Genomic DNA, 13,047 nt, shown 5'->3' with positions numbered 1-13,047 from the left:
GGGCCAGGGTGGGGGAAGGGGTGGGGAGGCGTGGGGGACGGGCGGGGAGGGGGACGGGCGGCAGAGTGCGGGGGAGGAGGCGTCGATGGCCGGCAGTACCTCCCGGGACTCCGGGGCGCACCGGCGGCCCCGGTGGTCGCGGGCCGCGCACGCGGTGTGCGCCTACGTCCGGCGCGCGCCGGGGACGTACACCTGGCTGGCGATCCTGCTCGTCACCACGCAGGTCATCCGGCACGTCGACCCGGTGACCGCGGACCGCATCCTGGAGCGGCGGTCGACCAATCTGCACCACCTGCAGGTCTCGCCGGTCCGGGTGCTGGTGACCAGCGCGCTGTGGATAGCGGGCGGCGGGTGGGTGGTCTACTTCCTGCTCTACAACCTCTTCCACGTACCCGCCGAGCGCTGGCTGGGCACGCTGCGCTGGATCTCGGTGGCGATGCTCGCCCACGTCGGTGCGACCTACCTCAGTGAGGGCGTGCTCGGCTGGGCGATCCACCGCGGCCTCGCCCCGCCGAAGGCCGTCTACACCCTCGACTACGGGGTCAGCTACGCGCTCGCCGGGGTTGTCGCGGTGCTCACCTACCTGATCGTGCGACCCTGGCGCGGGCTGTACGCGGTCGGGGTGCTGGTCGTCTACGGCCTCGGCGTCCAGCAGAGCCGGGACTACACCAGCGTCGGCCACTTCAGCGCGGCGCTGATCGGGTTCGCCTGCTACCCGTTGACCCGGGACCGCCCGGGCTCGTTCGACCCGGTCGCCTTCGCCCGGGCGGGGTGGCGCCGGGTGCGCGGGCGGCGCTGACCGCCCGGGGCCCTGGTCCGTCGCCGACCCGCCCCCCGTCGCCGGCCCGCCCCGTCGGTGCCTGGCCGCTCGCGCCGAGCGGACCGGGCACCGACGAGAATGGGGTCTTCGCCGCCCGGCTGAACGACCGTGCAAAGCAGGGCGGTTGACCGGGGCAGGTGCGCGCCGCCGACCGGCGGCGCGCGGCGACGTCTACTTCTTGGGCTTCTCGGCCACGCAGAGGATGTTTCCTTCGCTGTCCTTGAACCAGGCCGCACGCAGGCCGTCGCTGCCCTCGGCGACGCCGTCGACGGTCTTCAGACCGGGGAAGTCGTAGTCCTCGAAGGTGATGCCGCGCGAGCGGAGCGCCGACATCTCGCCGTCGAGGTCAGCGACCTTGAAGCTGGCCAGGGTGTGCGCGGCCTGGCCACCGCTCGGTGTCTCGTACATGCCGAACAGGATGCCGCCGCTCTCGAAGGTGAGATCCTCCGCAGTCTCCTCGACGAGCTTCAGGCCCAGGGTGTCGGTGTAGAAGGCCTTGGCCCGCGCCAGATCGGCGGCGGGAATCATGGCCAGCACCGGTGCGTCTCCCAGCATGGTGATTCGCCTCCTCCTCTCCAGGTTAGGTAGGTCGGGGTCGGGGTGCACAGCGCAGCGGACCGCCGGTCCGCGGCGTGCTCGGGGCATGGCTGGGAGTCACGAGGGCGCCAGCCGCCAGAGCGAGGTGACCTCGGCGGTGCGGGCAGCCTGGAGCAGGTCGGCCGTGGCCTCGGTCGGGGCGTCGGCCGGGGCGGGCGCAGTGGCCCGGGGGTGACGGGGCACGGTGTCGAGGCGGCCGGTGACGCGCAGACCGGCCCCGGTGATCGCACCGAGCAGGTCGGCGCGGGAGCGCAGGCCGAGGTGTTCGGCCAGGTCGGAGAGGACGAGCCAGCCCTCCCCACCGGGCAGCAGACGGCGGGCCAGGCCGTCGAGGAAGCCGCGGAGCATCCGGCTGTCCGGGTCGTAGACACCCTGGTCGAGGGCGGAGGCCGCCCGGCCCGGCAGCCACGGGGGATTGCAGACGACCAGGGCAGCCCGGTCGTCGCCCGGCGGGTAGAGGGCGGTGCCGGCGGCCTCGATGCGGTCGGCGAGCCCGAGACGGTGGGCGTTGTCCTGGGCACAGGCGAGTGCGCGCGGGTTGGCGTCGGTGACCAGCACCCGGCGCAGGCCGCGCTTGGCGAGGAGGGCGGCCAACACGCCCGTCCCGGTGCCGAGGTCGAGGGCGAGGGGGTGGCCCGCGGCGGTGGGGCGGAGAGCGGCGGGCGGCAGCGGGGCCCGGGCGACGAGGTCGACGTACTCGCCCCGGGTCGGCGGGAACACCCCGTAGTGCGGATGGATACGGGCGCCGAGTGCGGGGACCTCGACACCCCGGAGGCGCCACTGGTGGGCGCCGATCACACCGAGGAGCTCGCGCAGCGACACGATGCTGTTCTCAAGGAGCGGTCCGTAGGCCGCCAGGCAGGCCTCGCGGACATCGGGTGCCCGGTGCAGCGGGACACGGTGGTCCGCGTCGAGCGGCACCAGCAGCATGCCGAGGATGCGCGCGAGGCGGGCGCGCTCCTGGCGGTGCCGCCGGAAGGCATCGGCCGGGGAGTCGGGTGCGGATCGGGGTCGGCGCCGCCCGGCGCGGCGGCGCATGGCGTTCAGGAGTCGGAGTGCGCCGGGATAGTCGCCTTTCCAGAGCAGGGAGGTGCCCTCGCAGGCGAGCCGGTGGGCGGCATCGGCGCGCAGGCTGTCGTCGGCGATGATCAGGCGGCGCGGCGGGGGTGTGCCGTTCTCGCTGCGCCAGCGGGCGGACAGAGCGGAGAGGGTGAGCAGGGCAACGGTGGTGGGCCGGTAGATGTCGGACACCGGGGCTCCTCGTGGTCGAACGTGCAAGGGGGCACGAAGAGCACTTCGACGAGGAGGTGAGCGGCAGTGCGCCGAGCGAGGGCGCCGCCGTGGTGGCGGGCGCGGACGTCAGGCCGGGTGCGGCTCACGCGTCGAAGCGCGAGCCTGGGTGTCACCGAGCACGAGGCCCGGTACGGCGGCGAATCGTATGCCACTGGTCATGACGGGCCTCCTTCCTGAACACGCTGGTCCTGCACGGGTGTTCGTACGCTTTCACGCGCACGGGCTGGTTCGCAACCGATTTATCACGACGAGTGGATGCTGACCCTGACTCCAGGTCAGGCCGCACGGTGGGGGCGGAGGCGGAGGCGGTGCGGGCATGGCGTCGGAGCCTCCATCAGCGGGGGGGAGGAGGAGCAGGGCGCTATCCTCGCCCGGGCGCACCGGCGCGGAGCACCGGTTTCGGCGCCGGGAAAGGGGCGGTTGCGATGGAACGGGTGCCGGACGCGGACGGTCTGGACGGGCTGCGCCCGCTGCTGGAGGAGCCGGACGCCGTGCTGGGCTACGAGCCGAACGCCCCCGAGCACGGCTTCGCGGACCGCTGCTGGGTGCTGCACACCCTGCGGGTGGACGGGCGTCGAGTGCGCTGGTCCGAGGCGCTGGCGGGCGCCGGGCGGCGGCTCGCGGACTGGCCGGGCACCCTGTCGTACCTGGTGTTCGACGACCGGGTCAAGCCGGCGGGCGAGGTCGAGTACCCGCAGCTCGGGGCGCCGGACCGGGACTGCCTGGCCCGGCTGGTGGACGTGCTCGCCCGGCACAGCGCCGACGGGCCGGGGACGGCCTGCTGCTTCGCCTCGGCGGCGATCGAGGACCTGATGGCACCGGTCGAGGCCCACCGCGGGCGTCTGGACGAAGCGGTGGCGCACCACGACGCCGATCCGTCGGGGTTCCGGTTCCCCGCGCACTGGTGGCCCGCGGACCGCTCCTGGTTCGTCCTCACCAACTGCGACCTCAGCGCCACCGAGGTGTTCGGCCCGCGCGCGCTGATCGCCGACCTGCTCGCCGACGACGAGCTGGAGGCCGTCCGTCACCTGCGCATCGCGGAGGTGGCGGACGGTCGGCCACGGTGGCCGGAGTGAGCGGGGCGCAGGTCGCGGGCCGCAGTGAGCGGGCCGCAGTGAACAGGCCGGGGCGAGCGGAATCCGGTGGCCCGGCGGAGCCGTCGCCGGGATGATGCGGGCATGCGCACCTTCGAAGAGCTGATCGCCGAGGCCGAGGCCGTGTCCGTGGACGGCTGGGACTTCTCCTGGTTGGACGGCCGGGCCACCGAGGAGCGCCCATCCTGGGGCTACCAGCGGCTGCTGGCCGAGCGGCTGGGCGCGGCGACGTCGGCCCTGGACATCCAGACCGGCGGCGGCGAGGTCCTTGCCGGCGCCCTGCGGCTCGCCGAGGCGCGCGGGCAGGCCGGGGGTGCCCACGGTCACGCCGAGGGCGCGCAGGGGCGCCGTCCGACCGTCCTGGCGGCGACCGAGTCCTGGCCGCCGAACCTGGCCCGCGCCACGCGCCTGCTGAACCCGATGGGCGCGGTGGTCGTCGCGGACCCGGACGAGCCGCCACTGCCCTTCGCGGACGAGGCCTTCGAGCTGGTCAGCAGCCGCCACCCGGTGCGGGCCTGGTGGGCGGAGATCGCCCGGGTACTGCGGCCCGGCGGCAGCTACTTCGCGCAGCACGTCGGCCCGGCGTCCGTCTTCGAGCTGGTCGAGTACTTCCTCGGGCCGCAGCCGCAGGCGCGCGAGGGCCGTCGCCCCGAGGCCGAGAGCGCCGAGGCCCGGGAGGCCGGGCTGGAGGTGGTGGACCTGCGCTCCGAGCGGCTGCGGATGGAGTTCCGCGACATCGGCGCGGTGGTCTACTTCCTGCGCAAGGTGATCTGGATGGTCCCGGGTTTCACCGTGGCCGCCCACCTCGACCGGCTGCGTGAGCTGGACGCGAGGATCCGCGCCGAGGGGCCGTTCGTCGCCCACTCGGCGCGGTTCCTGATCGAGGCCCGGAAGCCGTAGTCCGAGCGCCTGTTGTTGCGCGCGGGCCCGTAGCGGGTGGGCCTAGGCCTGGACGACCAGGTCCAGGTAGGAGTCGTGCCAGAGGTCCTCGTCGCCGTCCGGCAGGAGCAGGACGCGGTCGGGGCGCAGGGCCTCGATGGCGCCCGGGTCGTGGGTGACCATCACGAGGGCGCCCGGGTAGGTGCCGACCGCGCCGAGGACTTCGGTGCGGGAGGCCGGGTCCAGGTTGTTGGTGGGCTCGTCCAGGAGCAGGACGTTGGCCCCGGAGTGGACCAGGCCTGCCAGGGCGAGGCGGGTCTTCTCGCCGCCGGAGAGCACGCCGGCGGGCTTGTCGGCGTCGTCGCCGCGGAAGAGGAACGCGCCGAGCACGTGCCGGAGCCGGCCGTCGTCGAGGTCGGGTGCGGCCTGGGCGAGGTTGTCCCGGACGCTGCGGGCCGGGTCCAGGGTGTCGTGCTCCTGGGCGAAGTAGCCGAGCCGCAGTCCTGGTCCGGGCACGACCCGGCCCGCGTCGGGGCTCTCCTGCCCGGCCAGGATCCGCAACAAGGTGGTCTTGCCTGCGCCGTTGCGGCCGAGCACGACCAGTCGGCTGCCCCGGTCCACGGCCAGGTCGAGGCCGGTCAGGACCGGTCGGCCGGCGTAGGACTTGGCGAGGCTGATCGCACCGAGCGGCACCCGGCCGCAGGGTGCGGGCTCGGGCAGCCGGATCCGGGCGGTGCGCTCGGCCTGCCGGACGGGTTCGAGCTCGGCGAGCATCCGGTCGGCGCGCCGGGCCATGCTGCGGGCGGTGGTCGCGGTGGCGACGTTGGCCCGCATCCGGTCCGCCTGGGTGTGCAGTGCGGCGGCCTTGCGTTCGGCGTTGGCCCGCTCCCGGGTGCGCCGGCGCGCGTCGGCGGCGCGCTGGGTGAGGTGGGCCTGCCAGTCGGTGTTGTGGATGTCGATCGCGGCGCGCTGCGGGTCCAGGTGGAAGACCCGGTTGACGGTCGCCTCCAGCAGGCCGAGGTCGTGGCTGATCAGCACCACCCCGCCCCGGCGGGTGGTGAGGAAGCCGCGCAGCCAGGCGACGGCGTCGGCGTCCAGGTGGTTGGTCGGCTCGTCCAGCAGCAGGGTGTCGTGGTCGGCGAACAGGATCCGGGCCAGTTCGACCCGGCGGCGCTGACCGCCGGAGAGGGTGCCGACCGGGGAGTCCATCACCCGGGCGGGCAGCCCGAGTCCGGCCGCGACCCGGGCGGCCTCGGCCTCGGCCGCGTAGCCGCCGCGGGCCTGGAAGGTGGCCTCGGCGCGGGCGTACCCGTCCATCGCCCGGCGCTCCTGGGCCGGGGAGCCGGCCGAGGCCATCGCCTCCTCGGCGGCGCGCAGCGCGCGGACAGCGGTGTCCAGGCCGCGGGCGGACAGGATGCGGTCGCTGACGGTGGCGGCCGGGTCGGCGGTGCGGGAGTCCTGCGGGAGGTAGCCGACGGCTCCGGTCCGGGAGACCGTTCCGGCGGCGGGCGCCAACTGCCCGGCGAGGGTGGCGAGCAGGGTCGTCTTGCCGGCGCCGTTGCGGCCGACCAGGCCGATCCGGTCGCCGGGGGCGACGTGCAGGGTGACATCGGACAGCAGCAGACGGGCGCCGACGCGCACGTCGACACCACGGGTGGTGATCATGGGATAACGCTCCGAAACAGCTGATGGACACACGGGTGGCGTGGAGGCGGGTCCGTCAGCTAGGAAATTCGGGGCGTCGACATGCGGGCCACGGTAGCGGGCGCCGGGAGCGGTCGCATCCGAATTCAGGGGCTGCAATCGGTGCGGCCGGCGCGGAAAGGTACGGCGCGGTTTCGGCCACGGCGGCCCGCCGGTGGCGCACCGGGCCGTCTTGTCGCGGACGCGCGACGGCCGCTTCCATGGCCGCATGGGCCGACGCGATCTCGTACTCCTGACCGATCACAGCTCGACCGAAGGAAGCCGGACGGTGCTCGCCACCGCCGCCCGGACGCTGACCGGCCGGGAACCCGTACAGCTGGACGCCCGGCACTTCATGACCGGCGGCAGCGGCCGGATCGAGGCCGACGACGGGGGCCGGGTCCGGCTGCTGGCGGACGGCCGGGCCGTGACCGCCGACGCCGTGGTGGTCTACGAGATCCCGCCGCACCGGCGCCGCGCGTTCGAGGACTCCCAGCTGATGCTGCGCAAGTGCGGCGCCCGCTCGCTCGGGACGGACGCGGAGGCCTGGCGGGCGGCCACCGAGAAGGACGCCACCGTCGCCCGGTTCCACCGGGACGGCGTCCCGCAGATGCCCAGCGTCGCACTGTCCCGGCCGAGCCTGCAGGCGGCCGCCGGGGCCTTCGAGCGGCTGGGCGGAGACGTCTGGGCCAGGCCCTGCGTCGGGATGGGCGGCGAGGACGTCTTCCACGTCACCACCCACGCCCAACTCGCGGCCGCCGCGAGCCACTACGCGCGGGCGGGGGCGGACTGGCTGATCGCCCGCGACGCCCGGAACTTCCTCCCGGACGGCCGTCGCCACCAGTACCGGGTGGTGGTGCTGCACGGCCGGGTGGTGCGTGCGGTCGAGCACGTCCAGGCGGACCCGGACGCGCCCTGCAACGAGTGCCGCGGCGCCGTGTCCACCCTACTAGAGGAGCATGAACTACCGGACGGGCTAGCCGAGTTGGCGATCTCCGCAGCCGCCTCCCTGGGGCTCGACCTCGCGGGCGTGGACCTCGCTGCGGAGAGCGGCGGCGTGGTCTTCGAGGTCAACGTCCACCCGGCGTTCGGCCGGGGCGCGCTGGAACAGGTGGCGCTGCCGTACGTCGCGGCGCACCTCGACGGGTAGCGGGCGCGACCGCCGCCGGGAGCCGTACCGCCGCTCTGGTACGGCTCCCGGCGGCCCGGTCAGCCCCGCAGGACGGCGCCGAGCACCGACGGGCGGAACAGCAGCGACGGCGGCGCCACCAGGGACAGCACCTCGTGGAACGCCTCGGTGACCACCGGGTCGCGGGTGGCGCCGGCCAGCACCTTGTCCAGGAAGCGGTGCTGGAGCCTGAGCAGGGCGCCGGACGGTGCGCCCGTGGTGGTGTCGAAGCGGGCGTCCTCGGCGCAGGACATCACCCACGGGTTCTTGGAGGCCGTCGCGATGGCGCGCCGCGCCTCCCGGGCCGTGACGTGCCCGATGCCGCCGTGCCGAAGCGCGGTGCGGCGCAGTTCCCGGGCGCAGAACAGGGCGACGGTGACGCCCTGGCCGTACACCGGGTTGAAGGTGCTCGCGGCGTCGCCGACCGCCACCAGGCCTTCCGGGCAGGCGCGTTCGTAGTGGCGGCGCACGCCCGGGCCGGGAAGGAAGCCGCGGACCTCGCCCGCCGGTTCGGCCTCCCGCAGGGCCTCGCGCAGGAGCGGGTCGCGCAGTCCGGCCAGGTGCTTGGCGAACCCCTCCTCGCCGGGCTCGGGTTCGGCGCCGCGCATCCCGGCGAGGCTGACGATCCAGCGGTCGTCCTCGACCGGTAGCAGGACGCCCATCCGCGGTGCGTCCGGGGCCTTGGTCTGGAGGTAGACCGCCTGGCCGCCGAGGTCGACCCCGGCCGGCCGGTGGAACAGCCGGGAGGAGTACGCGACGCCCGCGTCCACCCGCTCCTCGGGCACCGGACGGCAGCCGAGCTCCGCCAGCCACTTCGGCACCGCGGTCGAGCGGCCCGCCGCGTCGATCACCAACTCGGCCGCGATGTCACGGACTTCGCCGCGCACCGAGTCGCGCACCGAGTCGCGCGGCGAGCCCGGCTCCGAGCCCTGCGAGCCCTGCTCCGAGCCCTGCTCCGAGTCGCGCTGCGGGCCGCGTTCGCGCACCTTCACCCCGGTCACCGCCCCGGCGGACCCGAGCAGGCCGACCACGTCGGTGCCCTCCAGGAACTCGATCGAGGCCTCGGTGCGGACCCGGTCCAGCACCAGCTTGTCCAGCACCGGCCGGGTGCAGGAGAGGAAGGCCATCCGCGCCGGGTAGTCGGCCATCCACCCGGCGGAGCTGAGCCACTTGACCTCCGAGGCGGCCACCCGGAGCGCGCCCGCGGCCGTCAGCTCCTGTTTGATCCCGGGCATCATCTCCTCCAGCGCCCGGTGCCCGGCCTCCAGCACCAGGTGCGCGTGGCGCCCCTGCGGCACTCCGGCCCGGAACGCCGCCTCCGCCGGGTACCGGTCCCGCTCCACGACGACGATCCGCTCCGCGAAGCCGCGCAGCGCCCAGGCCGCCGCCAACCCGGCCAGCCCGCCGCCGATCACCACCGCAGTGCCCCGCCCCGGGGCCCTCTCCGAAGAAGTCATGACACGTAGCGTAGTGGCGCGCACGCCCCTCCGTACCGGCTTCACCTGGACGAACGCCGCTGCACGGGACGGCTGTTGACGCGGAACCGGACCCGGACCCGGACCGTGGGCCGAGGGCCGGACCCGGGGCCGGATCCAGGGGTAGCCGGGGCGGCGCGCAGCCCGGCGGGGCAGCCGTGTGAGGCAGCCCGGTGGGTGAGCGGGTCGGGCGGGTACTAGACTCGACGGGGTCGTGTCGGCGCCCGTCCGGTTGCGCGGGCGCGCGGAGACGAGGAGGTGGGAGCCGTGGAGTGCAGTAGTACGGGCCGAAGTAGGCCCCGCCCCCGGTTGTCCCGCACCACTCGCGGCACCCGGCATTCCTCCTCCCGTACGGCTCCCGTGCGGCGCTGACCCCGGCCTCCCGGCTCGGGTGCCGCCGGTCGCGCCGTGCGCGTGGCGGCCGGCCGGGCGCCTCCGGCCCGCCCCTGCCGGGGCACGACGGCCGGGCATCCACCGTGGAGGTTCCCCGCCATGTCCGACTGGCGTGTGCGCGCCGTGCGCGCGAGCAAGCGTCCGTTCTCCCGTCCCGCGACCCGGCCCGCGGATACCCAGCCGGCGCCCGAGCACTCGATGGATCCGCGCTCCGACGAGCCGGTCGACCCGGTGGCGCTGGAGCGTTCCCTGGTGGACGCGGCGGTCTACCGGGACGGTCGCCGGACGGACACGCCCAGCGACCTGGCCGACATCTACCGCGCGCTGCCCGATCAGCCGGGGGCGATGGCCTGGATCGGCCTCTTCCGCCCCGCCGCGGCGCAGCTGCTGGAGGCCGCGGACCGGTTCAACCTGCACGAACTGGCCGTCGAGGACGCCATCGTCGCCCACCAGCGGCCGAAGCTGGAGCGCTACGGCGACACCCTGTTCGTGGTGCTGCGCGCCGCCCGCTACCTGGACGAGGCGGAGGAGGTCGACTTCGGCGAGATCCACCTCTTCGTCGGCCCCGACTTCGTGCTCACCGTCCGCCACTCCCAGGCCCCGGACCTGTCCGCGGTGCGCCGCCGGCTGGAGGCCGACCCGGAGCTGCTGGCGCTGGGCCCGGAGGCGGTGCTGTACGCGGTGCTGGACGCCGTGGTGGACGGCTACGCGCCGGTGATCGCCGGGCTCCAGCACGACATCGACGAGATCGAGACCGAGGTGTTCGGCGGCGACCCGCAGGTCTCCCGCCGCATCTACGAGCTGTCCCGCGAGGTGATCGAGCTGCAGCGGGCCACCCGGCCGCTGCTGGAGATCATGAAGAGCCTGGAGGCGGGCTTCGGCAAGTACGGCACCGACGACGAGCTCCAGCGCTACCTGCGCGACGTGGCCGACCACGCCACCTACGCCGCCGAGCGGGTGGACGGCTTCCGGCAGATGCTGCAGAACATCCTGACCGTCAACGCGACGCTGGTCTCGCAGCGGCAGAACGAGGAGATGAAGCAGCTCGCCGAGGCGGGGCACGCCCAGAACGACGAGATCAAGAAGATCTCCTCCTGGGCCGCCATCCTGTTCGCGCCGACCCTGATCGGGACGGTGTACGGGATGAACTTCACGGACATGCCGGAGCTCAAGTGGGCCTTCGGCTACCCCTTCGCGATCGGGCTGATGGCGCTGGTCTGCACCGGGCTGTACCTGGTCTTCAAGCGCCGCAACTGGCTCTGACCGCAACCCGGTTCCGACCGCAACCCGGTTCCGACCGCAACCGGCCTCCGCCGGGAGGGCACTGAGGAAGCGTCAAGAACGGCACCCGGCGGCGTCAAGGACTCAGCCGAGCCGTTCGTACTCGGCGTCCGGGTCGAGCTGGCGCCGGTACTCGACGTGCAGGCGGACGGTGCCGTCCGGCCCGGCCAGAGCGGCGAGCGGGCCCAGGCCGGCCGGGAGCGGGCGCGCTTGCGGCCACTGCTGGGCGAGGACGGCCAGCGGGGTGCCGTCGGCGCCGCGCACCACCCAGGTGGCCCGGCCGCCGCCGATCTGCGGCAGCCATGCGCGGGGGAGGTCGAGGGCGGCGAGGGCGTCCGGGGTGTCGAGGCCGTCGGGCAGGTCGACCGTCGCGTGGTGCGGGGCGTCGATGTCGTCGCCGGCCGCGACGGAGTCCCGGGTGAGGTGGATGCGCATGACGCGAGGATAGGGCCCCGGAACGCAGGGCCTCACCCGTGTGCCGGATTGACAAGGGCCGTTGCCATGGCGGCAAATGGCAGGCATGGTCGACGAAGAGTTCGAGAGCGTCCTCACCACGGTGGGCCCCCGGCTGCGCGCCCTGCGGCGGGAGCGCGGCACCACGCTCGCCAAACTGGCCGCCGCGACCGGGATCTCGCTCAGCACCCTGTCCCGGCTGGAGTCCGGGCAGCGCAAGCCGACCCTGGAACTGCTGCTGCCGCTGGCCCGGGAGTACCGGGTGCCGTTGGACGAACTCGTCGGTGCACCGGCCACCGGTGACCCGCGGATCCACCCGCGCCCGGTGACCAGGAACGGTCAGACGATCATCCCGCTCACCCGTCACCTGGGCGGGATGCACGCGTTCAAGCACATCGTGCCGCCGGGCCGGAACACCGAGCCCGAGCCGGAGTTGAAGGTGCACGAGGGCTACGAGTGGCTGTACGTGCTGTCCGGCCGGCTGCGGCTGGTGCTCGGCGCGCGCGACCTGGTACTGACCGCCGGCGAGGCCGCCGAGTTCGACACCCGTACCCCGCACGCCTTCGGCAACGCCGGCCCGCACCCGGTGGAGTTCCTCAGCCTGTTCGGGCCGCAGGGCGAGCGTATGCACGTCCGGGCGCGACCGGGAACCTCTGTTCGGTAGGTTCGTTCCTGACAGGGGGTCTTCTCCACGACTCCCGTCGGGCCGTCGGGAGGGGCCGAGAAGATGAGTGTGCAGCAGAGCGCGGAGTCCGGTGAGAGTGACGGAGCCGGGGAACGCGATCAGGCCGGACACGGCCGGGCCGGTTCGGGGGCGGAGGAGGGGGCGGCCCCGGCCCCGGACGCCGGTACTCGTGCGGGCGCCGGTGCGGGTGCGGAGGTGAAGAACCCGCGCAAGAAGCGGCCGTTCTGGCAGGAGCTGCCGATCCTGCTGGTGATCGCACTGCTGCTGTCGCTCGGCATCAAGACCTTCTTCGTGCAGGCCTTCTCCATCCCCTCCGGTTCGATGGAGCGGACGCTGGCGATCGGTGACCGGGTGCTGGTCGACAAGTTCACCCCGTGGTTCGGTGCGAAGCCCGAGCGCGGGGAGGTGGTGGTCTTCCGCGACCCGGGCGGCTGGCTGGAGAGCGTGCCGACGAGCCCCGGCAACTCCTTCACGGGCACCCTGCAGAAGGCGCTGAGCACCGTCGGCCTGATGCCCTCGGCGGACGAGAAGGACCTGATCAAGCGTGTGATCGCGGTCGGCGGGGACACCGTCGAGTGCGTGGCGGGTGGCCCGGTGAAGGTGAACGGCGTCGCGCTGGACGAGCCGTACCTCTTCCCCGGTTCGACGCCCTGCGACAACGATCCGGTCGGCAGCATCACCGTCCCCAAGGGCAAGCTCTGGGTGATGGGCGACCACCGCAACAACTCGCGGGACTCCCGCTGGCACCACAACGAGACCGGTGACGGCTTCGTGCCGGTGGACAACGTGGTCGGCCGGGCCTTCGTGGTCGCCTGGCCGCTGTCGGACTGGTCCACCCTGCCGGTCCCGGACACCTTCGACAAGGTGCCGGCCGGGGCGGCCGGGGCCGCCGGCGCCCCGTTCGAGGCGCCGCCGGTGCCGGATGCGCTCGCGCTGGCCGGGGTCCTGCCGGTCGCGCTGTGGCGGCGCCGGCGCTCGGCGGCCGGGGCCAAGGGGCGCTGGGCCTCGGCCCGTTGGGCGTCGGGGCGAAAGAGCCGTTGAACCGGCCCGGTTTCCCGGCTTCGGGCGAACACCTCCCGCCCTTCTCTACACGCCTGTAGAGTCTCGGGGACGAGCTGCACCCGGCCGTGCGGCCGTCCCTGACCGGGCGGCGGCGGCCGGGGCCGGACCGGGAGGCGGAGCCGTGATGGAGAGTCAGTGCGGTCCCCGGAGCGACGGGGAGACGG

12 protein-coding genes are annotated in these 13,047 nt (G+C 74.2%); 7 read left to right on the top strand and 5 right to left on the bottom strand.

The genetic code is table 11. The features are described from left to right. The first annotated feature begins 85 nt into the window (after positions 1–85). Positions 86–799, top strand: a complete 714-nt coding sequence (locus CRP52_RS01055) for a rhomboid-like protein (RefSeq protein ID WP_257032214.1) — start codon at positions 86–88, stop codon at positions 797–799. A 192-nt stretch (positions 800–991) separates the two neighbouring features. Here CRP52_RS01055 and CRP52_RS01050 read toward each other — a convergent pair whose 3' ends face one another. Then, positions 992–1,375 carry a VOC family protein gene (locus tag CRP52_RS01050; protein WP_097234620.1) on the bottom strand — a complete coding sequence of 128 codons (384 nt, stop codon included), beginning with the start codon at positions 1,373–1,375 and terminating at the stop codon, positions 992–994. 99 nt (positions 1,376–1,474) lie between these two features. Continuing rightward, a complete protein-coding gene (locus tag CRP52_RS01045; protein WP_097234619.1) occupies positions 1,475–2,668 on the bottom strand; it encodes a methyltransferase in 1,194 nt (397 codons plus the stop codon). Positions 2,669–3,135: 467 nt separating this feature from the next. Between CRP52_RS01045 and CRP52_RS01040 the strand changes: the two genes are divergently transcribed. Together CRP52_RS01040 and CRP52_RS01035 are read left to right on the top strand one after the other, a co-directional pair. Further along, positions 3,136–3,786 (top strand): hypothetical protein, encoded by a 651-nt coding sequence (locus CRP52_RS01040; protein WP_097234618.1) that lies wholly within the window; start codon positions 3,136–3,138, stop codon positions 3,784–3,786. A 102-nt stretch (positions 3,787–3,888) separates the two neighbouring features. Beyond that, on the top strand, positions 3,889–4,704 hold the full coding sequence (locus tag CRP52_RS01035) for a methyltransferase domain-containing protein (protein ID WP_097234617.1): 816 nt from the start codon (positions 3,889–3,891) through the stop codon (positions 4,702–4,704). Between the two features lie 42 nt (positions 4,705–4,746). Here the strand turns inward: CRP52_RS01035 and CRP52_RS01030 are convergent, their stop codons facing one another. Beyond that, positions 4,747–6,348 (bottom strand): ABC-F family ATP-binding cassette domain-containing protein, encoded by a 1,602-nt coding sequence (locus CRP52_RS01030; protein ID WP_097234616.1) that lies wholly within the window; start codon positions 6,346–6,348, stop codon positions 4,747–4,749. Between the two features lie 307 nt (positions 6,349–6,655). On the opposite strand from CRP52_RS01030, the gene CRP52_RS01025 reads away from it, so the two are divergent. Next, positions 6,656–7,516, top strand: a complete 861-nt coding sequence (locus tag CRP52_RS01025; protein ID WP_257032213.1) for an ATP-grasp domain-containing protein — start codon at positions 6,656–6,658, stop codon at positions 7,514–7,516. 59 nt (positions 7,517–7,575) lie between these two features. Here the strand turns inward: CRP52_RS01025 and CRP52_RS01020 are convergent, their stop codons facing one another. After that, positions 7,576–8,991, bottom strand: a complete 1,416-nt coding sequence (locus CRP52_RS01020) for an NAD(P)/FAD-dependent oxidoreductase (protein WP_143685599.1) — start codon at positions 8,989–8,991, stop codon at positions 7,576–7,578. Positions 8,992–9,501: 510 nt separating this feature from the next. On the opposite strand from CRP52_RS01020, the gene CRP52_RS01015 reads away from it, so the two are divergent. After that, positions 9,502–10,665, top strand: coding sequence for a magnesium and cobalt transport protein CorA (locus CRP52_RS01015; protein WP_097234613.1), 1,164 nt, complete (start codon positions 9,502–9,504; stop codon positions 10,663–10,665). A 102-nt stretch (positions 10,666–10,767) separates the two neighbouring features. Here the strand turns inward: CRP52_RS01015 and CRP52_RS37955 are convergent, their stop codons facing one another. Continuing rightward, entirely contained in the window at positions 10,768–11,118 is a 351-nt protein-coding gene (locus CRP52_RS37955) for a hypothetical protein (protein ID WP_179852641.1), read from the bottom strand. Between the two features lie 85 nt (positions 11,119–11,203). Here CRP52_RS37955 and CRP52_RS01005 point away from each other — a divergent pair, with 85 nt between their 5' ends. Both CRP52_RS01005 and lepB read left to right on the top strand, forming a co-directional pair. Further along, positions 11,204–11,800 (top strand): helix-turn-helix domain-containing protein, encoded by a 597-nt coding sequence (locus CRP52_RS01005; RefSeq protein ID WP_097239744.1) that lies wholly within the window; start codon positions 11,204–11,206, stop codon positions 11,798–11,800. A gap of 63 nt (positions 11,801–11,863) precedes the next feature. Continuing rightward, positions 11,864–12,862: a signal peptidase I gene (lepB, locus tag CRP52_RS01000; RefSeq protein WP_097234611.1), complete on the top strand. Its 999-nt coding sequence runs from the start codon at positions 11,864–11,866 to the stop codon at positions 12,860–12,862. Positions 12,863–13,047: the final 185 nt, after the last annotated feature.

This window comes from Streptomyces sp. 1331.2 (assembly GCF_900199205.1).
In the GTDB taxonomy this organism is placed as follows: Bacteria; Actinomycetota; Actinomycetes; order Streptomycetales; family Streptomycetaceae; genus Kitasatospora.
Note: the sequence above shows the minus strand (reverse complement) of the source record. Positions and strands in the feature narration are given on the sequence as shown.

What these genes read in the sequence shown, in the direction of transcription:
- CRP52_RS01055 (WP_257032214.1), top strand. Translation starts at nt 86, where the DNA reads ATGGCCGGCAGTACCTCCCGGGACTCCGGGGCGCACCGGCGGCCCCGG.
- CRP52_RS01050 (WP_097234620.1), bottom strand. Translation starts at nt 1,375, where the DNA reads ATGCTGGGAGACGCACCGGTGCTGGCCATGATTCCCGCCGCCGATCTG.
- CRP52_RS01040 (WP_097234618.1), top strand. Translation starts at nt 3,136, where the DNA reads ATGGAACGGGTGCCGGACGCGGACGGTCTGGACGGGCTGCGCCCGCTG.
- CRP52_RS01035 (WP_097234617.1), top strand. Translation starts at nt 3,889, where the DNA reads ATGCGCACCTTCGAAGAGCTGATCGCCGAGGCCGAGGCCGTGTCCGTG.
- CRP52_RS01030 (WP_097234616.1), bottom strand. Translation starts at nt 6,348, where the DNA reads ATGATCACCACCCGTGGTGTCGACGTGCGCGTCGGCGCCCGTCTGCTG.
- CRP52_RS01020 (WP_143685599.1), bottom strand. Translation starts at nt 8,991, where the DNA reads ATGACTTCTTCGGAGAGGGCCCCGGGGCGGGGCACTGCGGTGGTGATC.
- CRP52_RS01015 (WP_097234613.1), top strand. Translation starts at nt 9,502, where the DNA reads ATGTCCGACTGGCGTGTGCGCGCCGTGCGCGCGAGCAAGCGTCCGTTC.
- CRP52_RS37955 (WP_179852641.1), bottom strand. Translation starts at nt 11,118, where the DNA reads ATGCGCATCCACCTCACCCGGGACTCCGTCGCGGCCGGCGACGACATC.
- CRP52_RS01005 (WP_097239744.1), top strand. Translation starts at nt 11,204, where the DNA reads ATGGTCGACGAAGAGTTCGAGAGCGTCCTCACCACGGTGGGCCCCCGG.
- lepB (WP_097234611.1), top strand. Translation starts at nt 11,864, where the DNA reads ATGAGTGTGCAGCAGAGCGCGGAGTCCGGTGAGAGTGACGGAGCCGGG.